The 23,738-nt window shown below is 71.4% G+C and carries 23 protein-coding genes; 11 read left to right on the forward strand and 12 right to left on the reverse strand.

Annotation, left to right across the window (positions count from 1 at the left end; genetic code table 11):
* Window position 1: 1 nt before the first annotated feature.
* The 8 genes from F4562_RS06190 (at window position 2) to F4562_RS06225 (ending at window position 8,555) form a co-directional block, all read left to right on the forward strand.
* Window positions 2-805, forward strand: coding sequence for an ABC transporter ATP-binding protein (locus F4562_RS06190; RefSeq protein WP_184544154.1), 804 nt, complete (start codon window positions 2-4; stop codon window positions 803-805).
* Entirely contained in the window at window positions 802-1,692 is an 891-nt protein-coding gene (locus F4562_RS06195) for a branched-chain amino acid ABC transporter permease (RefSeq protein ID WP_184543935.1), read from the forward strand. The genes F4562_RS06190 and F4562_RS06195 overlap by 4 nt, the downstream gene beginning before the upstream one ends.
* Complete coding sequence (locus F4562_RS06200) at window positions 1,685-2,800, forward strand: branched-chain amino acid ABC transporter permease (protein ID WP_311734107.1); 1,116 nt, start codon at window positions 1,685-1,687, stop codon at window positions 2,798-2,800. Before F4562_RS06195 ends, F4562_RS06200 begins: the two co-directional genes overlap by 8 nt.
* Before the next feature lie 4 nt (window positions 2,801-2,804).
* On the forward strand, window positions 2,805-4,079 hold the full coding sequence (locus F4562_RS06205; protein ID WP_184543933.1) for an ABC transporter substrate-binding protein: 1,275 nt from the start codon (window positions 2,805-2,807) through the stop codon (window positions 4,077-4,079).
* Window positions 4,080-4,179: 100 nt separating this feature from the next.
* Entirely contained in the window at window positions 4,180-5,595 is a 1,416-nt protein-coding gene (locus F4562_RS06210) for an aminopeptidase P family protein (RefSeq protein ID WP_184543931.1), read from the forward strand.
* Window positions 5,596-5,682: 87 nt separating this feature from the next.
* On the forward strand, window positions 5,683-6,237 hold the full coding sequence (locus F4562_RS06215; protein ID WP_246473364.1) for a MarR family winged helix-turn-helix transcriptional regulator: 555 nt from the start codon (window positions 5,683-5,685) through the stop codon (window positions 6,235-6,237).
* 75 nt (window positions 6,238-6,312) lie between these two features.
* Window positions 6,313-6,993, forward strand: coding sequence for an LppX_LprAFG lipoprotein (locus tag F4562_RS06220; RefSeq protein WP_184543929.1), 681 nt, complete (start codon window positions 6,313-6,315; stop codon window positions 6,991-6,993).
* Window positions 6,994-6,995: 2 nt separating this feature from the next.
* Entirely contained in the window at window positions 6,996-8,555 is a 1,560-nt protein-coding gene (locus tag F4562_RS06225) for an MFS transporter (protein ID WP_184543919.1), read from the forward strand.
* A 145-nt stretch (window positions 8,556-8,700) separates the two neighbouring features.
* On the opposite strand, the gene F4562_RS06230 is transcribed toward F4562_RS06225, so the two are convergent.
* From F4562_RS06230 to pyrG, 12 genes are all read right to left on the reverse strand, one after another.
* Window positions 8,701-9,243 (reverse strand): RICIN domain-containing protein, encoded by a 543-nt coding sequence (locus F4562_RS06230; protein WP_221207381.1) that lies wholly within the window; start codon window positions 9,241-9,243, stop codon window positions 8,701-8,703.
* 408 nt (window positions 9,244-9,651) lie between these two features.
* Window positions 9,652-11,082, reverse strand: a complete 1,431-nt coding sequence (gene der / locus F4562_RS06235; RefSeq protein WP_184543917.1) for a ribosome biogenesis GTPase Der — start codon at window positions 11,080-11,082, stop codon at window positions 9,652-9,654.
* A complete protein-coding gene (cmk, locus tag F4562_RS06240) occupies window positions 11,079-11,714 on the reverse strand; it encodes a (d)CMP kinase (RefSeq protein WP_184544146.1) in 636 nt (211 codons plus the stop codon). Before cmk ends, der begins: the two co-directional genes overlap by 4 nt.
* A 109-nt stretch (window positions 11,715-11,823) precedes the next feature.
* Complete coding sequence (locus tag F4562_RS06245; RefSeq protein WP_184543915.1) at window positions 11,824-12,909, reverse strand: prephenate dehydrogenase; 1,086 nt, start codon at window positions 12,907-12,909, stop codon at window positions 11,824-11,826.
* A gap of 156 nt (window positions 12,910-13,065) precedes the next feature.
* Window positions 13,066-13,425 (reverse strand): chorismate mutase, encoded by a 360-nt coding sequence (gene aroH, locus F4562_RS06250; RefSeq protein ID WP_184543913.1) that lies wholly within the window; start codon window positions 13,423-13,425, stop codon window positions 13,066-13,068.
* A 79-nt stretch (window positions 13,426-13,504) separates the two neighbouring features.
* A complete protein-coding gene (locus F4562_RS06255) occupies window positions 13,505-14,572 on the reverse strand; it encodes a pseudouridine synthase (protein WP_246473365.1) in 1,068 nt (355 codons plus the stop codon).
* A gap of 632 nt (window positions 14,573-15,204) precedes the next feature.
* Window positions 15,205-15,765 carry an SMC-Scp complex subunit ScpB gene (scpB, locus tag F4562_RS06260; RefSeq protein WP_184543909.1) on the reverse strand — a complete coding sequence of 187 codons (561 nt, stop codon included), beginning with the start codon at window positions 15,763-15,765 and terminating at the stop codon, window positions 15,205-15,207.
* Window positions 15,758-16,591 carry a segregation and condensation protein A gene (locus F4562_RS06265; protein WP_184543907.1) on the reverse strand — a complete coding sequence of 278 codons (834 nt, stop codon included), beginning with the start codon at window positions 16,589-16,591 and terminating at the stop codon, window positions 15,758-15,760. The genes scpB and F4562_RS06265 overlap by 8 nt, the downstream gene beginning before the upstream one ends.
* 64 nt (window positions 16,592-16,655) lie before the next feature.
* The gene (locus tag F4562_RS06270; RefSeq protein WP_184543905.1) at window positions 16,656-17,603 is read right to left on the reverse strand and encodes a ParA family protein; all 948 of its coding nucleotides are present in this window, start codon (window positions 17,601-17,603) and stop codon (window positions 16,656-16,658) included.
* A 99-nt stretch (window positions 17,604-17,702) separates the two neighbouring features.
* Complete coding sequence (locus F4562_RS06275; protein WP_184544138.1) at window positions 17,703-18,629, reverse strand: tyrosine recombinase; 927 nt, start codon at window positions 18,627-18,629, stop codon at window positions 17,703-17,705.
* 12 nt (window positions 18,630-18,641) lie between these two features.
* Entirely contained in the window at window positions 18,642-19,295 is a 654-nt protein-coding gene (locus F4562_RS06280) for an NUDIX domain-containing protein (protein WP_184543903.1), read from the reverse strand.
* Entirely contained in the window at window positions 19,292-20,962 is a 1,671-nt protein-coding gene (gene pyrG, locus F4562_RS06285; RefSeq protein WP_184543901.1) for a CTP synthase, read from the reverse strand. Before pyrG ends, F4562_RS06280 begins: the two co-directional genes overlap by 4 nt.
* Before the next feature lie 156 nt (window positions 20,963-21,118).
* Here pyrG and F4562_RS06290 point away from each other — a divergent pair, with 156 nt between their 5' ends.
* From F4562_RS06290 to F4562_RS06300, 3 genes are all read left to right on the forward strand, one after another.
* Complete coding sequence (locus tag F4562_RS06290; RefSeq protein ID WP_246473366.1) at window positions 21,119-21,913, forward strand: acyltransferase; 795 nt, start codon at window positions 21,119-21,121, stop codon at window positions 21,911-21,913.
* A gap of 84 nt (window positions 21,914-21,997) precedes the next feature.
* A complete protein-coding gene (locus tag F4562_RS06295; protein ID WP_184543899.1) occupies window positions 21,998-22,591 on the forward strand; it encodes a DUF4126 domain-containing protein in 594 nt (197 codons plus the stop codon).
* A gap of 286 nt (window positions 22,592-22,877) precedes the next feature.
* Complete coding sequence (locus F4562_RS06300) at window positions 22,878-23,492, forward strand: hypothetical protein (RefSeq protein WP_184543897.1); 615 nt, start codon at window positions 22,878-22,880, stop codon at window positions 23,490-23,492.
* Window positions 23,493-23,738: the final 246 nt, after the last annotated feature.

Consider the following 23,738-nt stretch of genomic DNA (forward strand, 5'->3'; position numbering starts at 1 on the left):
TATGGACATCTCCGTCCCCCGGCTGGAGGTCCGGGACGTCACCGTGCGCTTCGCCGGCCTCACCGCGCTGGACGCGGTCGGCTTCACCGTCGAACCGGGCAGCCTGCACGCGGTGATCGGGCCCAACGGGGCGGGCAAGTCGACCTGCTTCAACGTCCTGTCGGGCGTCTACCGCGCCTCGGCGGGCAGCGTACGGTTCGGCGACGCGGAACTGACCGCCCTCGCCCCGCACCGCATCGCCGCGCTCGGCGTGGCGCGCACCTTCCAGAACATCGCCCTCTCCCCCCACCTGTCGGTGCGTGACAACCTGATGCTCGGCCGGCACCGGCTGACCCGGGCGGGGTTCCTGGCGGCCGGGCTACGGCTGCCGTCCGCCCGGCGCGAGGCCGCCGCGCACGGCGAGCGGGTCGCCGAGATCGCGGCGTTCGTCGGAATCGCCGGTCGGCTGGCCACCCCCGTCGGGCTGCTGCCGTACGGGGTGCAGAAACGGGTGGAGCTGGCGCGGGCACTGTGCATGGAGCCGCGGCTGCTGCTGCTCGACGAGCCCGTGGCCGGCATGAACGGCGGCGAGCGGCGCGACATGGCCGAGCTCGTCGTCGCGGTGCGGGAGAGCCTCGGCATCTCGATCCTGCTGGTCGAGCACGACATGGGGATGGTCATGCGCCTGGCCGACACCGTGACGGTCCTGGACTTCGGCCGGCGCATCGCCGGCGGGCCGCCCGGCGAGGTCCAGCGCGACCCCGAGGTCGTCCGCGCCTACCTGGGCGCCGCGGCCGAGGACGGCACCCGGGAGAACGCATCATGATCACTTTCCTCGAGCTCCTGGCGAACGGGCTCTCCGTCGGAGCCGTCTACGCACTGATCGCGCTCGGCTTCGTCATCATCTTCAAGGCCACCGAGGTGGTGAACTTCGCGCACGCCTCGCTGCTGCTGGTCGGCGGCTACGTGGTCGCCAGGGCTCACCCGTCCGTCGGCTTCTGGGCGGCCCTGGCGCTGGGCGTCGCCGCGGCGGCCGTCGTGGGTGCGCTGATCGAGTTCTTGGTCATCCGGCGGGCGAAGGTCTCCTCGCACGGCGTCCTCGCGATCGTGACGATCGGCGTCGACATCGTGCTGACGACCGAGCTCACCCGCCGGATAGGCACCGAGGTGCTCGCCCTGGGCGACCCGTGGCGCGACCGGGTGCTGCACCTGGGACCGGTCGCCATCGCGCAGACCCGCGTGGTCGCGCTGGCGGTGGCGGTGGTCCTCATCGCCGCGTTCCTGCTGGCGTTCAAGTACACCGGCTGGGGCGTCGCCATGCGCGCCACCGCGGAGGACCCCGAGACCGCCGCCCTGATGGGCGTGCGGCGCGAACGGGTCTCCATGGGGGCCTGGGCGGTCGCCGGGGCGCTCGCCGCCGTGGCCGCCCTGTTCCTGTGCGTCTTCCCCACCCCCGGGCTGGACCGCAGCACGACCTTCGCCGCGATGAAGGCGTTCCCCGCGGCGATCCTCGGCGGGCTCGACTCCACCACGGGAGCGCTGGCCGGCGGGCTGATCATCGGGGTCGTCGAGGCCATGATGAGCGGCTACCAGAACGACCTGGCCTTCCTCGGCAGGGGCATCGGCGACGTCGCGCCGTTCCTCGTGATGATCGTGGTCCTGCTCATCCGCCCCGCGGGGCTGTTCGGGACGAGGGAGCTGGCACGTGTCTAAGAAGGTCATCCTCTGCTGCGCCGCCCTGGTCGCCGCGGTCGCGGTGCCGTTCTACCTGGAGGGCTTCTGGCTGCAGGCCGGGCTGTTCGCGATGTCGGCGGCGATCGGGGCGATCGGCATCAACCTGCTGACCGGGGCGACCGGCCAGCTGTCCATGGGACACGCGTTCTTCCTGGCCGTCGGCGCCTACTCCTACGTCTACTTCGCCGCCGAGCCCGAAGGCGGCGCGCACGGCCTGGGCGGCCTCGGCCTGCCCGCCCCCCTGGCGGCGCTGCTCGCGGTGCTCGCCGCGGGCGTGGCCGGCGGGCTGTTCAGCCCCATCGCGGGGCGCCTGAAAGGCGCCTACCTCGGCATCGCCACCCTCGCGCTGATCTTCCTCGGTCAGCACGTGCTGTTCAACGCCGAACCGGTGACCGGTGGCTACAACGGGCGGGCAGTGCCACCGATGGAGCTGTTCGGGTTCGTCTTCGCCGACTCCCCGGAGCTGGTGGTGGCCCAGGTGCCGTTCGGCGCGCTGGAACGGCTGTGGTTCCTCGGGATCGCCCTGCTGGCCGGTGCCGCGCTGTTCGCCCGGGGGGTGCTGCGAGGCCGTCCCGGGCGGGCCATGAACACCATCCGCGACCACGAGATCGCCGCCGGGGTGATGGGCGTGCCCGTGGCCCGCTACCGGGCCGGGGTGTTCGTGCTGTCGTCCATGTACGGCGGGCTGGCCGGGGTCCTGATCGCCCTGGTCTTCCAGCGCACCGTCCCGGACTACTTCGGCCTGCTGCTCTCTCTCGACTACCTGGCGATGATCGTCATCGGCGGGCTCGGCTCGGTCGCGGGTGCGGTGACCGGAGCGGTCTTCATCTCGATGCTGCCCCAGTTGCTCAGCCGCTACAGCGACGCCCTGCCGCTGGTGGCCGAGCCCGGCTCCGGCGGGGTGACGCCCGCCGAGGCCGCGCGGCTCCTGTACGGGGCCGCCGTCGTCGTCACCGTCCTCTTCCTGCCCGGCGGGCTGGCCGGCCTCGCCGCCCGGCTCCGCCAGGCCACCACCCGCCGCGCCGCCTCCCCGGCCGGGCACCCGGCCTCGCTCTCCCCCTCTCCCGCCCCCGACGCAAGGAACTGATGACATGTCGATCCCCCGAAATCCGGCCCGCCGGATCGCCGCGTTCGCCGTCCTGGCCCTGGCCCTGGCCGGATGCGCCAGCCAGAAGGCCACCGGAGGCGCGGCCGACCCCTCCGCCGTCGGCGGGGACGGCGTGAAGACCGGCCCCGGCGTCACCGCCGACAAGATCTCCATCGGTCTCATGACCGACCTCACCGGCCCGTACGCCTCCTTCGGCAAGAGCCTCACCCAGGCGCAGCAGCTCTACTTCGAGCAGACCAACGCCGCCGGCGGCGTGTGCGGACGGCAACTGGAGGCCGTGGTGCGCGACCACGGGTACGACGCGCAGAAGGCCGTGGCCGCCTACACCGAGATCGGCCCCAAGGTGGTGGCGCTGGCCCACGTGGTGGGGTCGCCCATGGTCAACGCGATCAAGCAGCGCATCGAGACCGACCAGATGCTCACCATCCCGCAGGCATGGGCGACCGGACTGCTCGGCAGCAAGCCCATCCAGGTCACCGCGACCACCTACGACATCGACATGATCAACGGGGTGGACTTCCTGGCCAAGGAGAAGGGGATCAAGTCCGGGGACAAGATCGGGCACCTGTACTTCGAGGGCGACTACGGCGAGAGCGCGCTGAACGGCTCCAAGTACGCCGCGGAGAAGCTCGGCCTGAAGATCGTGGAGCAGAAGATCAAGGCCACCGACCAGGACATGAGCGCTCAGGTGGCCGCCTTCAAGGCCGAAGGCGTCAAGGCCGTGCTGGTCTCGGTCGGCCCCAAGCAGACCGCCTCGCTCGTCGGCGTCTCCCTCGCCAAGGGCATGGACGTGCCGTTCGTCGGCAGCAACTCCGCCTACTCCCCGCAGTTGCTGCCCACCCCGGCCGGGCCCGCGCTGCTGAAGGACTTCTACTACATGACGGGCGGCGCCCCGATCAGCTCCGACCGGCCCGCCATGAAGAAACTGGCCGCCGACTATGCGGCGAAATACCCGGACACGCCCATCGACAGCGGCGTCTCCTCCGGCTACGCGGCGGCGGCGATCGTCGTCGACGCGCTCAAGAAGGCCTGCGAGGGCAAGGACCTCACCCGGGCCGGCGTGGTCGGCGCACACCGCAGCCAGTCCGCGTGGGGCGAGCAGTTCGGCACGACGATGGACTTCACCCGGTTCGACAAGCCCGCCTCGCTGCTGTCCTACGTCGCCAAACCCGACAAGGCCGCCCTGGGCGGCGCGGTGATCTTCAAGGAGGCCGCCGCGTCCGACCTGGCCAAGGAGTACCAGGTTCCGGTCGGCTGAGCATCGGTCCGAGGTGCGGCCCGCGTCCGGAGGATGCGAGCCGCACCACCCCGAGATAGCGTGTGAAATACCACAAGCACCTATCGTTCCCGGGACCACGATGACCGAGAAACTGAACACCGGCAGCCACGACCTTCCGGTGTCCGACGCCCTCGCCGCGTTCATGAGCACCGGCTGGGCCGACACGCACCGCGACGACCTGGCGCCCCTCCCCCAGGCCGCCTACACCGCCAAACGCCGCACCGCGCTCGCCGCCCGCTTCCCCGGCGAACGGCTCGTCATCCCGTCCGGCACGCTCAAGGCACGCAGCAACGACGACGACTACCGGTTCCGGGCACACAGCGCGTTCGCCTACCTCACCGGCGCCCAGGAACCCGACCACGTCCTGGTCGTCGAGCCCTCCGGCGAGGCCACGCTGTTCCTGCGTCCGCGCTCACCCCGTTCCGCACCCGGCACGGCCGGGCAGGAGTTCTACCGCGACCGCCGCTACGGCGAGTTCTGGGTGGGCCGCCGCGCCGACCTGGCCGAGGCCGAGACGCTGTACCAGATCGACTGCGCGCCGATCGACCGCTTGGACGGGGTGCTCGGCGGGCCCGCGCGGGTCCTGCGCGGGGTCGACGCCTCGGTGGACGCGCGGATCACGCCCCACGACGGCGACGCGGAGCTGGAGTCGTTCCTCTCCGAGATGCGACTGGTGAAGGACGAGTGGGAGATCGCCGAGCTGCAGTTCGCGGTCGACGCGACCACCCGCGGCTTCGAGGACGTGGTGCGGGCCCTGCCGGCCGCCCTCGGCCACCGGCGCGGCGAGCGCTACCTGGAGGGGGTCTTCGGCCTGCGTTCCCGCTTGGAGGGCAACGCCGTCGGGTACCAGAGCATCGTGGCCTCCGGCGCCAACGCGTGTGTGCTGCACTGGATCCGCAACGACGCAAGGCTGAACGAGGACGAGCTGCTGCTCCTCGACGCCGGCGTGGAGACCGACCACCTCTACACCGCCGACATCACCAGGACCCTGCCGCTGTCCGGGCGGTTCACCCCGATCCAGCGGCAGGTCTACGAGCTGGTCTACGAGGCCCAGGACGCGGCCATCGCCACCCTGCGGCCTGGCGCCAGCTTCCGTGACTTCCACCGCACGGCCATGCGGGTCATCGCGGAGGGCCTGCACGACTGGGGTGTGCTGAAGATCGGCGTCGACGAGGCGATGGAACCCGGAAACGGCCTGTACCGGCGCTACACCCTGTGCAGCAGCGGCCACATGCTCGGCCTCGACGTGCACGACTGCGCGCGCGCACGGGCGGAGACCTACCTGGACGGGGTGCTGGAGGAAGGACAGGTGCTCACCGTCGAGCCCGGCCTCTACCTGCAGCCCGACGACCTGACCCTCCCCCCGGAGCTGCGCGGCATCGGCGTGCGCATCGAGGACGACCTCGTCATCACCGCCGACGGGGCCCGCCTCATGTCGTCCGGCCTGCCACGCCACCCGGACGAGGTCGAGGGGTGGATGGCCGCGCTGCGTTGACGGCGGGGAGGGGCCGGGGCGACCTGTCGCCGTGCCTGCACGGCCTGTCACGGGGGGACGGCCGTCTTCTGGGGTAAGTTCTGAGCCATGAGCCTGAAGCAAGCCCCGCCCGGCGAGCGGAGTGGCCGGCCGGGGAGCACCTCCACCCGCGCGACGAGCGAAAGCGGTGAGCAAGCGGTGAACGACGGGTCTCCCCGCTGGTTGTCGTCAGTGGAGCAGCGGGCATGGCGCACACACCTGGCGGCGCACAAGCTCCTGGAGCACAGGCTCGACCGTGAGCTCCAGGCTTTCGGGCTCTCCGTGAACGACTACGAGATCCTGGTGAACCTGTCGGAGACCCCCGGCCACCGCATGCGCATGAGCGACCTCGCGGACGCCACGATCCAGTCACGCAGCCGCCTGTCGCACCAGATCTCCCGCATGGAGACGGCCGGTCTGGTGGTGCGGGAGACCTGCGCCGACGACCGGCGCGGCACCTTCGCCGTCCTCACCGACCACGGCTGGGCCACCATCCAGAAGGTCGCCCCGCACCACGTGGCCAGCGTCCGCCGGCACTTCATCGACCTGCTCACCGACGATCAGCTCCAAGAGCTGGAAACGGCCTACACGCCCGTGGTGGAGCACCTCAAAAGCCTGCGCTGAGGGAAACGCGCTCCGACGCGAAACCGATACCGCGACTTCGCCGGTAATAGACCGACCGGTAGCTACGATCCGCCCATGTCCCCTCGCCGGATCTTCATCGCCGCGGTGATCACCGCCCTCTCCATGGTCACCGCGTGCAGCGGCGACGGAGCCTCCAACCCGGGCGCGGCTCTGCCCAGCGGTCCCGAGCTGGTGAAGAAGGCCGCGGAGGCGATGCGGACGGTCAAATCCGCCGCCTTCTCGATGGAGACGGAAGGCACCCCTCCGGTCCAGGTCAAGAAGGCCGACGGCCGCCTGAACGAGACCGGTGACGGCGACGGCACCATCCAGGTCGACGTGCTCGGCAACCTTCAGGAGATCAGCTTCGTGCTGATCGGTGACACCGTGCACTTCAAGGGCGTCACCGGGGGGTTCCAGAAGATGACCCGCAGCCAGCTGGCCGCCATCTACGACCCGTCCGTCATCCTCAATCCGGACCGGGGGGTGGTGCAGCTGCTGACGAACGCGCTGGATCCGAAGGCGGAGGCGGCGGAGAAGGTCGGTGGCGTCGACGCCTACCGGGTCTCGGCCACCCTCTCCCGGCAGGTGCTCGCGACGATGGTGCCCGGCCTCGGCCAGGACGTCACCGGCAAGCTCTGGATCGACAAGGCCACGAACCGCCTGCTGAAGGCGGACCTGCCGTTGACCGGCGGCAAGGTGCTGGTCTCCTTCAGCGACTACGACGTGCCGGTCCAGGTGACCGCGCCGGCGGAGTGACGGTGACCCGCCCCGCCCTCGACGGCGGCACCGGTGCCCGGCGGCGGATCGTCCTCGGCGTCGGCGGCACCGCGGTGCTGCTGGCGGCCCTGGACGCCTACGTCGTGGTCACCGTCCTCGTCGACGTCGCCAAGGACGTCGACGTCCCGCTGAACCACCTGGAGCGGGCCACCCCGATCGTCACCGGCTTCCTGCTCGGCTACATCGCGGCGATGCCGCTGCTGGGCCAGCTCTCCGACCGGTACGGCAGGCGGCCGCTCATCCAGCTCTGCCTGGCGGGCTTCGCCGCCGGGTCGGTCGTCACCGCGCTGGGTGACAGCGTCGCCTGGCTGGTGGCGGGCCGCGCTCTCCAGGGCGTCGCCGGCGGTGCGCTGCTGCCGATCACCATGGCGTTGATCGGCGACCTGTGGGACGAGGACGAACGCCCGGTGGCGCTGGGCGCCGTCGGGTCGGCCCAGGAGCTGGGCAGCGTGCTCGGCCCGCTGTACGGCGCGGCCCTGACCGCCCTGGTCCCGCCCGCGCTCCAGGTGGGGGGTGTCCAGCTCGGCGGCTGGCGGTCCATCTTCTGGCTGAACGTCCCGCTGGTCGCCCTGGCCGCGTTCGCCGTGCAACGGTCCGTGCCGCCGCCCGGCCGCGACCGGGCCCGCGGTGGTCGCGCCGACCACGCCGCCCGCGTCGACGTGGTCGGCGGGCTGTTGCTGGCGCTCGCGCTGGGCCTGCTCGTGGCGGGCCTGTACAACCCGGATCCGGGCGAGTCGGTCCTGCCGCCCTGGGGTCCGCCCGCGGTCGTCGCCGGTGCCGTGGCCGGGGTCGCCTTCGTCGTCTGGGAGACCCGTTCCGCGACCCGGCTCGTCGACATGGCGGGGGTCCTGCGCGGCCCGTTCTTCGCCACCCTCGCGGTGAGTTTCCTGACCGGTGCGGCGCTGCTGGTCACCCTCGTCGACGTGCAACTGGCGGCGCAGACGCTGCTCGGGCTGGACACCCTGGCCGGTGCGCTGGTGCTGTCGCGTTTCCTCGTCGCACTGTCGGTGGCCGCGCTGGTCGGCGGGGTCATGGCCCGCCGGTACGGTGAGCGCGCCGTGACGGTGATCGGGCTGGCGATGGCCACGGTCGGCTACGTGCGCATCGGCCAGTGGCCGCTGGACCTGGCCTCCGCCGGCTACCGCGTGGACGCCGACCTGGTCGTCGCCGGGCTGGGCCTCGGGCTGGTGATCGCGCCGGTCTCCTCCGCGGTGCTGCGGGCCACTCCCGCCGCCCAGCACGGTGTGGCCTCGGCGGCGGTGGTCGTGGCCCGGATGATGGGCATGCTGCTCGGCGTCGCCGGACTGTCGGCCTGGGGGTTCCACCGCTTCCAGTCGCTCACCGCCGACCTCGACACCCCGCTGCCCTTCGGCGTCGACCCTGCCGTGTACGCCGAGCGGCTCGCCGGGTACGAGGCCCGCATCCGGGCCGCCCTGCACACCGAGTACACCGAGATCTTCCTGATCACCGCGGCCCTGTGCGCGTTGGGGGTGCTGGTCGCGGCGGCATTGCCAGGCCGTTCCCGCCCGGACGCCGGCTGAGGCTCCGCGGTGCTACCGGTGCCGCCCCGGTCCTCACGGTCGCCGGGGTCTCCGGCGGTGGACGCCTCACGGCCGGGACCGGTGGCTCCAGGCCGGAGACCTTGCGGTCATCCGGCCGGAACCACTGCGGGGTGCTCCTCTGCCGTCAGCCGAGACGCCACTCCTGGTTGCGCTGGTTGGGCAGGCAGGTCCACTGGTGGACGTTGGCGCCGTCGCTCGTGCTGACCCCGGAGACGTCCAGGCACTTGCCGCTGTGCCGGGCCACCACGGTGAAGTAGCCGTTGTCCCTCTGGACGAGCTTCCACTCCTGGTTGCGCTGGTTGGGCAGACAGGTCCACTGGTACACGTTGGCGCCGTCACGCGTGCTGACCCCGGAGACGTCCAGGCACTTGCCGCTGTGCGCGGCCCGGACCGTGTAGTAGCCGCCGCTGGTGGCCACCAGCTGCCACTGCTGGTTGGGCTGGCCGTCGATGCACGTCCACTGGTGGACGTTGGCCCCCTGTTGCGTGCTGACGGCCTGCACATCCAGACACTTGTTGCTGTGACGGGCCACCAGGGTAGCGGTGAACCTCGCCCCCGACCGCTCCGCCGGTTCGGCGGCGGCGTCCGCGACCGACACCGTGGTGGCGGAGAACATGAGCGAGACGGCTGCGAGAGACAGGGCACGACCAGCGTTGACGAGTTTCATCAGGCCTCCTCGGGCGCTTGAGAGATCAACCTGATCTTCGTAGCACGAATCACGGAGCGTATCGAACAGTTGCCCTCTGTGATCGAGCTCGTGTCGCGGACGATCCACCGGAGACCATGTGGGCGTGGGGAAAAGTCCGGACAGGGAGGGCCGGGCACGAGGAAAGCCAACCGAACCGGGGAAAAGCGGGTGATCCAGGAAGGGCAGACGATACGGAAGAAGGTCGATCCGGGAAGGGCGGACACCGCGCGGAGACAGCGGGTGATCTGCGAGGAACTGACGATCCGGGGAGACAGCGGGCGGTCCGGGAAGAACGCCGGGAAAACGGCGAACGGCCCGGCGTGGGCCGGGCCGTTCGTGAGGACCGTTCCCTCCGGGGGATCCCTCGGAGGGAACGCCCGCAAGGCGTTACTTCTTCTTCTGCGTCTGGGACTGCCGCTTCTCCCGGATCTTCATCGTGACCTCGATCGGTGAGCCGGCGAAGCCGAACTCCTCGCGGATACGGCGCTCGATGAAGCGGCGGTAGGTCTCCTCCAGGAAACCCGAGGTGAACAGCACGAACTTCGGCGGCTCCGTCGACGCCTGGGTGGCGAAGAGGATCTTGGGCTGCTTGCCGCCGCGGACCGGGGGCGGGGTGGCCGCGACCAGGTCGCTGAGGAAGGCGTTGAGGCGGGCCGTCGGCACCCGGGTGGACCACGAGTCGAGGGCCTTCTCGATGGCCGGGACGAGCCTGTCGACATGCCAGCCGGTCTTGGCGGAGATGTTGACCCGCAGCGCCCATGGCACGCGGACGAGCTGGCGGTCGATCTCCTTCTCCAGGTAGTAGCGGCGGTCCTCGTCGAGGAGGTCCCACTTGTTGAACGCCACGACCATGGCCCGGCCGGACTCGATCACCAGCGAGATGATGCGCAGGTCCTGCTCGGTCAGCACCTGCTCGGCGTCGATGAGCACCACGGCCACCTCGGAACGCTCAAGGGCCCCCCGAGTGCGCATGCTCGCGTAGAAGTCGGCGCCCTTGAGCTCGCGGTCACGCCGGCGGATGCCCGCGGTGTCGACGAAACGCCACACCTTGCCGCCGAGCTCGACCAGCTCGTCGACCGGGTCGCGGGTGGTGCCCGCCATCGGGTCGACGAGGACCCGCTCCTCCCCCACGAGCTTGTTCAGCAGCGAGGACTTGCCCACATTGGGCTTGCCGACCAGGGCGATCCTGCGCGGGCCGCGCTCGACGCCGAACCGCTGCCCGGGGGTCTCCGGCAGTCTGTCGAGGATCACGTCCAGCAGATCACCGCTGGAACGGCCGTGCAGAGCGGAGACGGGGTGCGGCTCGCCCAGGCCCAGCGACCACAGGGCCGCGGCCTCCATCTCCATCTGCTGGTTGTCGACCTTGTTGGCGGCGAGGATCACCGGCTTGCCGGAACCGCGCAGCACATGGCCGACGATCTCGTCGGCGTCGGTGACCCCCACCACGGCGTCGACCACGAACAGGATCACGTCGGCCAGCTCGGCCGCGACCTGCGCCTGCTCGGCGATCTTCAGTGCCATGCCGGTCGCGTCGGGGTCCCAGCCTCCGGTGTCGACCACCGTGAACCGGCGCCCGCGCCAGGTGGCGTCGTAGGTGACCCGGTCGCGGGTCACGCCCGGCACGTCCTCCACGACCGCCTCGCGGCGGCCGATGATCCGGTTGACCAGCGTGGACTTGCCCACGTTCGGGCGGCCCACCACGGCCACGACCGGCTGCGGGCCGGTGTCGGGACCGGCCTGCTCGGAGCTGTCGTCGGTACCTGGATCGGCGAGCTCCGCATCGATCCAGCCGCTGTCGTCGTCGTATTCCCCGGTCACTCTTTTTCCTTAATAACGCGCAGTATCTCGGCGATGACCTCTTCGAGGTTCAGCGCCGTGGAGTCGAGTTCGACGGCGTCCGCCGCCTTGGCGAGCGGGTCGGTCTTCCGCGTCGAGTCGAGGGTGTCGCGGCGGGCCATCGCGGCCCGCTGCGCCTCCACCGTGGTGCCGGCGAGCTCCGCGGTGCGGCGGACCGCCCTGGCGTCCGCGCTGGCGGTCAGGAAGATCTTCACCGGTGCGTCGGGCGCCACCACCGTGCCGATGTCGCGGCCCTCGACGACGATGCCCCCGGCACCGATGATCTCACGCTGCTCGGCCACCAGCCGCCGGCGCACCTCGGGGACCGCGCTGACCGCCGATACGGCCGCGGTGACCTCCGCGGTGCGGATGGGGCCGCCGACGTCGGTGCCGTCGACCGCCACCGCGGGGGCGTCCGGGTCGGTGCCCATGGTGAGGACCGGCTGGAGCGCCTGGGCGGCGACCGCCCCCGGATCGGTCAGGTCCACACCCTGCTGGAGCATCCACCACGTGATCGCCCTGTACATCGCCCCGGTGTCGAGGTAGCGCAGCCCCAACGCCCGCGCGACCCCGCGCGACGCACTCGACTTGCCCGATCCCGAAGGACCGTCCATGGCGACGACCAGTCCGGTCACGACGCCTCTCCCTTGCAGCCCGGTTCAGTTGTCCGTACGAGGCTACCGGGACCGGGCCGGGAAGCGCGCATCGAGCCGTCGCGCGTCCCTACGGCAGGTGCCAGCCGCGTTCCCGCAGCGCCGCGGAGAGCACCTCCGCCGCTTCGGGCTGCACCGAGAGGTCGGCGGCACCCAGCGGCAGCCCGGGGGCGTGCTCCAGGCGGACGTCCTCGATGTTGACGCCCACCTCGTCGGCCACCCGGAACAACCGGGCCAGCTCACCGGGACGGTCACCGATGATCACCTGAACGATCGCGTAGGCCCTGGCGGGACCGCCGTGCTTGCCGGGAATCCTCCCGGTGCCCTCGACACCGCGATGCAGCAACTCGGTGACCCGCGCCATGCCGGCCGGCCCGGTGCGGGCGTCGGCCACGGCGCGGAGCGACGCGGCCACGGCGGCCAGATCGTCCGCCACCGCCTCCAGCACCTCGGCCACCGGCAGCGCGTTGCCCGCCAGGATCCCGGTCCACAGAGCGGGATCGCCCGCGGCGATGCGGGTGACGTCACGCACCCCCTGCCCGGACAGGCTGAGCGCGACACCGGGCGCGTCTGCCAGCCGGGCGGCCACCGCCGAGGCGGTCACATGCGGGGCGTGCGAGACGACCGCCACGGCCCTGTCGTGTTCGGCCGCGTCCACGGTCACCGGCTCGCCCCCGCAGAGCTTGACGAGCCCGTGCAGCGCCTCCAGGGCCTCGGGGGAGGTCTCCGGCGTCGGGCACAGCGCCCAGGGACGGCCGAGGAACAGGTCGGCGCGCGCCGCCGCCGGACCGGACCGCTCACGGCCGGCGAGCGGATGCCCGGCGACGTAGGTCGTCAGGTCGCAGCCGAGGTGCGCCGCCCGCCGGAGCGGGAGCGCCTTGACGCTGGCCACGTCGGTGTAGAAGCGGGCCGCGCCGGCCTTCTGCAGCGCGGCGAGCTGGTCGGCGACCACGTGCGGAGGCACCGCGATGACCGCCATGTCCACGGTCACGCCCTCCGCCCACTCGATACCGGCGCCCAGCTCACGGGCGAGCCGGACCACGCCCGCGTCACGGTCGGCCAGGTGGACGGTGACGTCCTGCTCACGCAGGGCCAGGGCCACCGAGGTGCCGATCAGGCCCGTGCCGACGACGAGGACACTCCCAAGGACGCTCACGCCGCCTCCTCCGTCGGCAGCGCTCGCGCGACGCTACTGCACCCACCGGCTCGCTCGCTCCGCTCGCTCACAGCTCCCCCACCAGCAGTGTCCGCGCGACGCCACCACCGGCTCGCTCACTCACGGGTGTTCCCCGACCGTGCGCCGGTATGACGATCATTGGGCGATGTCCACTCGCAGGGCGACCGCACCCCGCAGGTAGACGTGCTGGATCTCGTGACGCGGCCGGTCGGTCTCCACATGGGCCATCAGCCGGACCACCCGCGGGAGCGCGCCCGGGACGTCGATCTCGGACGCGCAGATCAACGGGACATCGTGGAAACCGAGCTTGCGGGCCGCCAGAGCGGGGAACTCCGCGGTGAGGTCGGGCGTCGCCGTGAAGATCACACTGATCACGTCATCCGTGGTGAGCCTGTTGCGTCCCATCACCTCGGTGACCAGTTCGGTCACCCCGGACAGGATCGCGTCCCGGTCGTTCGCCTCGACCTGGATCGCCCCGCGGATCGCCCGCACCATCCTCGTTCCTCCATATCGACTCACGCCGGGCCCCCGCGAGGGCGGCCCGGCGTGTCCTGAACGCGCGTATCAGGGAAGGTTACAGGCCGACGGCGGAGTAGAGGTCACCGACTTCCTTCAAGGTCAGCGCACGGACCGTCCCCGGCTTGAGGCGGCCGAGCTTGACCGGACCGAACTCGATGCGGGCCAGGTCGATGACGGGGTGCCCGACCTCCTCCAGCATCCGGCGGACGATGTGCTTACGGCCCTCGTGCAGCACGATCTCCACCAGCGCCTGCTGACCGTGCTCCTGGACGACGGTGAACGAGTCGACCTTGGCGATGCCGTCTTCCAGCTCGACGCCCTTCTTCAGGCGACGGACCAGGTCCCGCTCGATCTTGCCGGGGACCTTCGCCCAGTACTTCTTCTGCACGCCGTAGCTCGGGTGGGTGAGCCGGTTGGCCAGTTCGCCGTCGTTGGTGAGCAGGATGAGGCCCTCGGTCTCGGTGTCGAGGCGGCCGACGTGGAACAGCCGCTCGGGGCGGTCGGCCACGTAGTCGGCCAGCGCGGGGCGGCCCTCCGGGTCGGACATGGTGCTGACGACGCCGATCGGCTTGTTGATGGCGAGGTAGACCAGGTCGGGCATGGTCGGCAGGCGCTTGCCGTCGACGTGGATGACCTGCTTGGCCGGGTCGACCCGCGCGCCGAAGCGGCGGACCACCTGACCGTCGACCGTCACCCGGCCCTCACCGATCATCTCCTCGCAGGCGCGGCGGCTGGCCACGCCCGCCTGGGCGAGGACCTTCTGCAGACGGACACCGTCCGGCACCTCGGTGGTGTCGCGCTCGTCGGTGTAGTCGCGGTCGTAGAAGGCGGAGTCGCGCCGGGGCTGACGGGAGGTCTTGAAGCGGTCGTTGTCGACCGCGCCGGGACGCTGCCCGGCCTTGGCGGCGCCGGTGCGACCCGCCGCGCCACGACGCTCGCCGTACGCGTCGGCACGGCCGCCGCCGATCGTCTGGACCTCGTCACGGCGACCGGTCGTCCTGCCGTACCGGCCACGCTGACCGGTGGCGGCCGGTCGGCCGCGCCCGTCGCGCTCCGGCCGGAACCCGCCGCGCTCACTGCGGAACCCACCGCGCTCGCCCTCGCCTGAGGAGCCGGACGTCAACCCGTCACGGTCGGCGCGGAATCCTCCCCGGTCGTCGCGGAACCCGCCGCGGTCGTCGCGGCGCGGACCGTCGGGCCGGGAACCGCCCTCCGGGCGCCCGTACCGGCTCCGCGAACCACCGCGCTCGGAGCGGAGAGCATCCCGCTCGTCACCCCGCGGGAAAGCGTCGCCGGACCGGTCGCGTCCGCCGCGACCGGAGAAACCGGCCCGGGAGTCGTCACGCTCGCTCTGACGCGGCCGGAAGTCGTCACGGTCGTCGCGACGTCCGGAACCGGACCGGAGAGCTCCGCGGGGGCCGCCCGCGGGGCGGTCGTACCGGTCGCGCGAGCCGTCACGGTCGGCGCGGAAGCCGCCGCGGTCGTCACGACGCGGACCGTCGGAACGGAAACCGCCCCGCTCATCACGACGCGGACCGTCGGAACGGAAACCGCCCCGCTCATCACGACGCGGACCGTCGGAACGGAAACCACCCCGCTCATCACGACGCGGACCATCGGAACGGAAACCGCCCCGGGAGCCGCCGGACTGCGAGGCCCCCCTGGAGCCACCGCTCCCTCGGGGGTCGCCGCCGCGCGGGGCTCCGCCACGGCCTCGACCGCGTCCATCACCGGACGGGGTGCTGCGCCTGTTGTTCACTGCTTCTGCTCCTCTAGGGATTCCATGTCGTCGGGCAGGAACGGTGCCAGTTCGGGAAGCTCGTCGAGATCCCGTAGGCCCATCCGCTCAAGGAAGTAGGGGGTCGTCCGGTACAGGACGGCCTGGCTCTCCGGTTCGGTGCCGGCCTCCTCGACCAGCCCCCTGGTCACCAGCGTGCGCATGACACTGTCGCTGTTGACGCCGCGGATGGCCGCGACCCGGGCCCGGCTGACCGGTTGCCGGTAGGCGACCACGGCCAGCGTCTCCAGCGCGGCCTGGGTGAGCCGTGCCTGCTGGCCGTCGCGGACGAACCGCTCCACGAGAGGCGCGCACTCGGGCCGCGTGTAGAACCGCCAGCCGCCGGCGACCTCTCTCAGATCGAAACCCCGTCCGGCGCCGGTGTATTCCGCGGACAGCTCCCGCAGCACCCTGGCCACCTCCTGGGTGGGCCGCTCCAGCACCTGCGCGAGGGTCACCTCGGCGACCGGCTCGTCGACCACCATGAGGATGGCCTCCAGCCCGGCACGCAGGTCCGGCTCGGGTGCCACGTCAGTCATCGGCGGGCTCTTTCCTCTTCGGGCTCTCGTCGTAGTCATCGGCGACGGTGACGTCACCGTCGTCGCTTCCGGTCCAGGTCACGTGCAGCTCCCCGAGGGCCTCGACCTGTTCGAAGGAGACGGCCGCCTCCCGGTAGAGCTCCAGGACGGCCAGGAAACGCGCGACGACCTCGAAGGTGCCGGAGCAGTCGGAGGTGAGGGCCCGGAAGGTCGCCCGGCGCAGGCGCCGCAGCCGCTCGACAAGGATAGCCGCCTGCTCGCGGACATTGGCGAGCGGTTGGTAGATGTGGGCCACCGAGACCGAGGGCGGCGCCTTGGGGGTGAACGCCCGCCGGGCGATCTCCGCCAGGCGCTCCGGGCCGATGCCCAGGACGAGTTCGGGAAGCAGGTCGGCGAACGGGGCCTCCATCGGCACCGACCGGGGGAACCGCAGGGCCTCCTCGGCCATCCGCGTGGAGAAGACCTTCACGACCTCCTTGTACGCCCGGTACTGCAACAGACGCGCGAAAAGCAGGTCGCGCGCCTCCAGCAGAGCCAGGTCCTCCTCGTCCTCGACCTCGCCGGACGGCAGCAGCCGGGCGGCCTTCAGGTCGAGAAGGGTGGCCGCGACGAGCAGGAAGTGACTCGTCTGGTCCAGGTCCCACTCCGGGCCTCTGGCCCGGATGTAGGCGATGAACTCGTCGGTGACCTGACTGAGGGAGACCTCCGTGATGTCCAGCTTGTGCTTGGAGATCAGACCCAGCAGCAGGTCGAAGGGACCTTCGAAGACCTCCAGGTGCACCTTGAAGGTGTCGTCGGCGGCCTGCGGCTGCTCGGTCTCGGTCATCCCGCCATTGTCCCGCATCCGCGGGTCGCGGCAGGCGCGTCGGCGGGCACGCCGGCGGACGCGGTCAGCGCTCCAGCGCGGCCCACCGGGCGAGGACCTCGCGGGCGAGCTCGCGGTAGGCGCTGGCGCCGAGCGACGAGGAGTCGAAGCTGGTGATCGGCTCTCCGGCCACGGTCGCGTCGGGGAAGCGGACCGTCCGGTTGATCACCGTGTGGAAGACCTTGTCGCCGAACGCCTCCACCACCCGGGCCAGCACCTCGCGGCCGTGCAAGGTGCGGGCGTCGTACATTGTGGCGAGAAGACCCTCGATGACCAGCTCGTCGTTGATGCGCTCCTGGACCTTGATGATCGTGTCCATGAGCAGCGCGACGCCGCGCAGCGCGAAGAACTCGCACTCCAGGGGGACCATGACGCCGTGGGCACAGGCCAGGGCGTTGATCGTGAGCAGCCCCAGGGAGGGCTGGCAGTCGATCAGGCACACGTCGTACTCGGGTAGCAGGGGTTTGATCACCCTCCCCAGCACCTGCTCGCGGGCGACCTCGGTGACGAGCTGGACCTCGGCCGCCGAAAGGTCGATGTTGCTGGGCAGCAGGTCCATGCCCTCGACGCCGGTCTCCAGCAGGACGTCCCTGGCGGTGATCTGCCGCTCCATGAGGAGGTTGTAGACCGTCAGGTCGAGCTGGAGAGGGTTGATCCCGAGGCCCACCGAGAGAGCGCCCTGGGGGTCGAAGTCGACCAGCAGGACCTTCAACCCGGCCTCCGCCAGCGCGGCGCCGAGGTTGATGGTGGTGGTCGTCTTGCCGACGCCGCCCTTCTGGTTGACCATGGCGACGACCCGCGCCGGCCCGTGCACGGTCCGGGGGGGCGGGTCGGGGAAGACCGGGCGAGGCCGCCCGGTCGGGCCGAGGACACCCCCACTGTGAGGGGCCCCGGCGGTCTTGGTGTCACCCCAGGGATTCTCGGGGTTTGCGGGGGTCGTTCCCCGGATAGAACCGTCGGTGGTCACAGTCACCAGTCGAACCTCCCTGACGGCCTCGAACCGGACCGTCCGGACGGACACTATGGCGTCAACACGTATGCGGCAAGGCGGCACGCCCGGACACAAGTAAGGTCAATGCCGCGTGCGCGGGCGCGCGGCGACACAGGCCTCGCGGAGCTCGTCGACCGTGACCTGGGTGTACACCTGGGTGGTGGTCACCGAGGCGTGGCCGAGCAGTTCCTGAACCACCCTAACGTCCGCACCCCCGTCCAGGAGGTGCGTTGCGAACGAATGTCGCAACATGTGAGGCGAGACGCCCTCCAGCCCGCCGCGCTCGGCGGCGGCCTGGAGAACCTCCCAGGCCCCCTGGCGGGTCAGCCGCCCGCCCCGGGCGTTGAGGAAGAGCCCCGGCCCGCCCCGGCCCCGCGAGGCGATGCACGGGCGGGCCCCGGTCAGGTAGGCGCCCATGGCGTCCCTGGCGAAACGGCCCAGAGGCACCAGCCGGGTGCGTCCGCCCTTGCCGCGCAGCCGCACCCGCTGGGCGCCGGCCGTCAGGTCGACGTCGTCCACGGTGAGCCCCACCGCCTCGGAGATCCGCGCGCCGGTGCCGTACAGCAGTTCCAGCAGCGCGCGGTTGCGCAGCGTCAGCGGAGCGCCGTCGGGGCCGGAGGCGGCGATCAGGCGCTCCACCTCGTCGACGCTGATCGCCCGGGGCTGCCTGCGGAGCTGGCGCGGTGGTCGCACGTCATGGGCCGGGTCGTGCGGGCAGACGCCCCGGCTCAGCGCGAACCGGTGCAGGCCGCGCACCGCGGAGACGGCCCGCGCCGCCGAGCTGGCGACGAGGGCCTGGTGCTTGTCGTCGCCCTCCTTGAGCACGGTCAGGAAGGCGGCGACGTCGTCCTGCGCCACCTCCCGGAAGGTGGCGCGGCCACGGCGCCTCAGGTACTCCACGTACCGGACGAGATCACGGCGATAGGAGGCCAGGGTGTTGGCCGCCAGACCACGCTCCACCGCCAGGTGGGTGAGGTAGCTGGACAGGACGGCCTCCGTCTCGCTCAGAATCTCCTCCTGTCATGCCTCCGGTGCGTCGGCGGGCCGCAGCGAGGCGAATCCGTCCGCCGAAGCGGCGTATGCGGCGAGAATACCGGCCACGGCTTGGGAATTGTGGATCATTCCCGCCATGGCACGCCGAACCGCTTCGGACAGGGGAATCCAGACCACCGGCATGTCGGCCTCCTCGTGCCGGTGGACGAAGTCGAGCTCCCCCTCGGCGAGGGGTTCGAGATCCCTGGCGAGGAAGACGCGGGTCCGTTCGTCGGTCATCCCCGGCGAGGTGAACGCGTCGACGAGGGTGTGCCAGGTGGCCGCCCGGTAGCCCGCCTCCTCGGCCAGCTCGCGGGCCGCGCCGACGTGCAGGGGCTCGTCCTCGACGTCGCGCAGGCCGGCGGGCAGCTCCCACAGCAGGCGCCGGACGGGGTGGCGGTACTGACGGATCATCAGGACCCGCTCCCGGTCGTCGAGAGCCACCACGGCCACCGACCCGGGGTGACGGACGTAGTCGCGCTTGACGGCCTCCCCGTCCGGCATCACGACGGCGTCGGTCACCGCGGTGATGACGTACCCGCGGAAGTGCTCGGCGGAGGAGACGGTCTTCCACTCCTCGGGGACGTCACGGACCTCCGGGACGCCCCCGGCCTCCTCGGCTCGCGCCCCGGACGCGCTCACTTGCCCCGTCCGGCCTTGACGACGGTGCCGCGGACGTCGGCGTAGGCCAGGGCGGCACCGATCAGGCCCTTGAACAGCGGGTGGGAGCGGGTCGGCCGGGAGCGGAACTCGGGGTGAGCCTGCGTGCCGATGAAGAAGGGGTGCGCGTCGGTGGGCAGCTCGGCGTACTCGACCAGACGGCCGTCGGGCGACAGGCCGGAGAAGACCAGACCGACCTTCTCCAGCTGGTCGCGGTAGGAGTTGTTGACCTCGTAGCGGTGGCGGTGGCGCTCGTCGACCTTGGCCATCCCGTACAGCTGACGGGCCAGGGAGCCCTCGGCGAGCTTGGCGGGGTACAGACCCAGGCGCATGGTGCCGCCCATGTCGCGCTCGCCGGAGACGACGTCCTCCTGGTCGGCCATGGTGGAGATGACCGGGTGGGGGGCGTCGGGGTCGAACTCGGTGCTGCCGGCGCCGTCGACGCCGGCCAGGTTGCGGGCGGCCTCGATGACCATGCACTGCATGCCCAGGCAGATGCCGAGCAGCGGGACCTTGTTCTCCCGCGCGTGCCGGATCGCGCCGACCTTGCCCTCGATGCCGCGCACGCCGAAACCGCCGGGGATGAGCACGCCGTCGACGCCGTCGAGCTCTCGGGCCGCGCCTTCCTGGGTCTCGCAGTCGTCGCTCTTGACCCAGCGGATGTTGACCCGGGCGTCGTTGGCGAAGCCGCCCGCGCGTAGCGCCTCGGTGACCGAGAGGTAGGCGTCGGGAAGGTCGATGTACTTGCCGACGAGGGCGATCGTCACCTCCTTGGCCGGGCGGTGCACGCGGCGCAGGAGCTGCTCCCACTCCTTCCAGTCGACGTCGCGGAAGGGCAGGCCGAGGCGGCGCACCACGTACGCGTCCAGCCCCTCGGAGTGCAGGACCTTGGGGATGTCGTAGATGCTCGCCGCGTCGACGGCGGAGACCACCGCGTCCTCGTCGACGTCGCACATGAGGCTGATCTTGCGCTTGATCGAGGTGCCGACCGGCCGGTCGGAGCGCAGGACGATCGCGTCGGGCTGGATGCCGATGCTGCGCAGCGCGGCGACCGAGTGCTGGGTCGGCTTGGTCTTCAGCTCCCCGCTCGGCCCGATGTACGGCAGGAGGGAGACGTGGAGGAAGAAGACGTTGTCCCGGCCCACCTCGTGGCGGACCTGACGGACCGCCTCCAGGAAGGGCAGCGACTCGATGTCGCCCACGGTGCCGCCGACCTCGGTGATGACCACGTCGACGTCGGGACCGGCCATGGACCGGATCCGGTCCTTGATCTCGTTGGTGATGTGCGGGATGACCTGGACCGTGTCGCCGAGATACTCGCCGCGGCGCTCCTTGGCGATGACGTTGGAGTAGACCTGGCCGGTGGTGACGTTGGCGGAACCGTGCAACTCGGTGTCGAGGAAGCGCTCGTAGTGGCCGACGTCGAGGTCGGTCTCGGCGCCGTCGTCGGTGACGAAGACCTCGCCGTGCTGGAACGGGTTCATGGTGCCCGGGTCGACGTTGAGATAGGGGTCGAGCTTCTGCATGGTGACGCGCAGGCCACGCAGCTTGAGAAGGCGCCCGAGGCTCGACGCCGTCAGCCCCTTGCCAAGACTGGAGGCGACGCCGCCGGTGACGAACAGATGTTTGGTGTGTGCGGCGCTACGCAAGAGGGGCTCCCGTGGTCGTTACAGATCAGTCGGCACATCCTGATGAATGGCCGTAAGGTCCACGGGCTCTCAGAATATCAAACGACGCCGGTGAAGTGCCCGGATATCCGGCCCCGCGTTCCCGCCGAACCCGACCAAGCGGTAACTTGAGCCGTTATGTCACTTCGTGGTGCGGTACGGCGCGCCGTGGGCACTCTCATCCACCGTAGCTGGGCGGCGGTCCGCAGGGCCGGCGCCGTCAGCCCCGCGAGCCCCGCCGGTTACCGCTTCCGGCGGCTCGGCGAGGGCGCCTGTCTGTCGTTCCCGCCCGGAGCCATTTTCGGCGAGGCCTGGATCGAGATCGGCGACCACACCCTCATCGGCGAGCGGGTCTCCATCTCCGCCGGCATGGGCCCGGGGGTCGACCTGGGCCCGGACTCGATCGTGCGGATCGGCGGGAGCTGCTCGATCGGCCGGGGCAGCCACATCGTGGGCCATCAGTCGATCGACATCGGCGACCACGTCTTCACCGGCCCGTACGTCTACATAACCGACCAGAACCACGTCTACGACGACCCGGAGACGCCGATCGGCCGCCAGTGGCCGCGCAACAACCCCGTGGTGATCGGTTCGGGGTCGTGGCTGGGCACCGGCGCGATCATCCTGCCGGGCACCCGGATCGGCAGGCAGTGCGTGGTCGCGGGCGGGGCCGTGGTACGCGGGACGTTTCCCGACCACAGCGTGGTCGCCGGCATCCCGGCCAAGGTGGTGCGCCGCTACACGCCCGGCCAGGGATGGCTCCCGCCCCACCTGAGCGGCAACGCCGCGATCGGGGCCGAGCCCTCCGGGCCGCACGAACCCGCCGGGCAGATCGAACCCTCCGGGCCGCACGAACCCGCCGGGCCGCACGAGCCGCACGAGCAGATCGAACCCGCCGGGCAGATCGAACCCGCCGAACTACGGAATCCATGAGTTCGGCAACGGGAATACGCGAGGCCCGGGATCGATGAGGGGTCCGCGATCGTTGGGGGGAGAAGAGGACACGACGGAGGTGCGATGCTCGCGGCGCTGACCGGGCTCGGGCTCTCCACCGCGGCGGGGCTCAACGCCTACATCCCGCTGCTGGTGGTCGGCCTGCTGGCCAACTTCACCGACCACGTGCGACTGCCGCCGGAGTTCGCCTGGCTGGCCGACGGGTGGGTGCTGGGCATCATCGGCGTGCTGCTCCTGGCCGAGTTCGTGCTCGACAAGGTGCCGGTGGTCGACAGCGTCAACGACATGATCCAGACCGTCGTCCGCCCGGCGTCCGGCGGAGTGGTGTTCAGCGCGACGGAGGCCGCGGCCCGGCTGGACGGGTCGTCCTGGATGAGTGACCGCCCCTGGATCGGTTGGGTGCTGGGCATCGGGATCGCACTGGCCGTACACGTGATGAAGTCGGTCACCAGGCCGGTGGTCAACGCCGGCACGGCCGGGGTCGGCGCACCCGTGGTCAGCACGGTGGAGGACGCCGGGTCACTCGGCATCAGCCTGGTGGCGGTCTTCCTGCCGGTCCTGGTCGTCGTGGTGGTGGCGGGGCTGGCGCTGTCGGCCTGGTGGGCGACCCGGCGGATCCGCCGCCGGCGTCGCCCCACCGGACTGGGCCCGGCATGACCCGTCTCCGGCGGTTACCCCCGTCTTCTCCTCCCCCGCACCTCGACCGCGTGGTCCAGACAACCGTCGCCGGCGCTCACTGTCTGCGACCGCCGCGGCCCGGCCCCGCCCTCCCCGCACCACGGCCGTGCCCGCCCCTCTGCCGCACGGCCCCGGACTTCGTCGCCGGCCCCCTCGGCGGCCGGTTCCGGACCGTCCGGCCCCCTTGTCCCCACGGCTTCGGCACCCGCGACCACACGGGCACGCGGGATATGCTCGAAGCATCTCGTCCAGCCCCTGTCGGGAGGTGGCTCCGATCGGCGATCTGCTCATCGTCCTGCTGGTGATCCTGCTGTTCCTCTTCCTGCTGGGAGCGGCTGGGCTCTACCTGCTCGTCAAGGTCGGCAAGAAGGCAGCGAAGAAGGCCAGGAAGGTCTCCACCCGTGTCGCCACCAACATGGCGGCCATGGGCACCGGTGACGCCGCGGAGACCGAACGGATGCGCCTGGACCTGCGTCGCGAGGTCTCACTGACCCGCCAGGCCGTCGACGGCGCGCTGGGCGACGGATGGGGCCTGGGCGACCTCCCCCAGCTCGTCGCCGAGATCTCGGCGCACGCCGAGCAACTGGACGCCCAGCTCGCCCGGTACGCCCAGGAGCGGCGCGTGTCGGCCTACGTCGACCACACCGCCCTCGGCCGCCTGCGCGAGCACCACGCCAAGCTGACCACGTCCTGTGCCCGGATCCGCGCCGACCTGCGCAATGACCAGATGGCGCACACGGCCGGGAACATCGACGAGATCCAGAACCGCACGAATCTGGAGATCGAGGCGCGCCGCCGGGCCCCCGACCCGCTCGACGAGATCGACGAGCTCTACAACCGCACGATGATCAACCGCTCCCAGCCGGACGAGCTGCGCTGATCCGCGACTGATCCACGGCCGGGCCGGCACCCGGTCGAGGCGGCCTCTCCGGAGCCGGTCGAGCGGATCACCCGCGCAGACCGCTCCGCCCCCGCCGACACCCCCCGCCTGGAGCCACCGGTGGGCGAAGCCGGGCCGGGCTCCTGCCCGGCCCGGCCTCGATCCGCGTCCGTGGCGGCATTCCTGCGAAGCGGGCACGGACGGTGGCATGATGACCCCGTCGAGCGATATCTCGGGGTGTCGCCG

The organism is Streptosporangium becharense, assembly GCF_014204985.1.
Taxonomy (GTDB): domain Bacteria; phylum Actinomycetota; class Actinomycetes; order Streptosporangiales; family Streptosporangiaceae; genus Streptosporangium; species Streptosporangium becharense.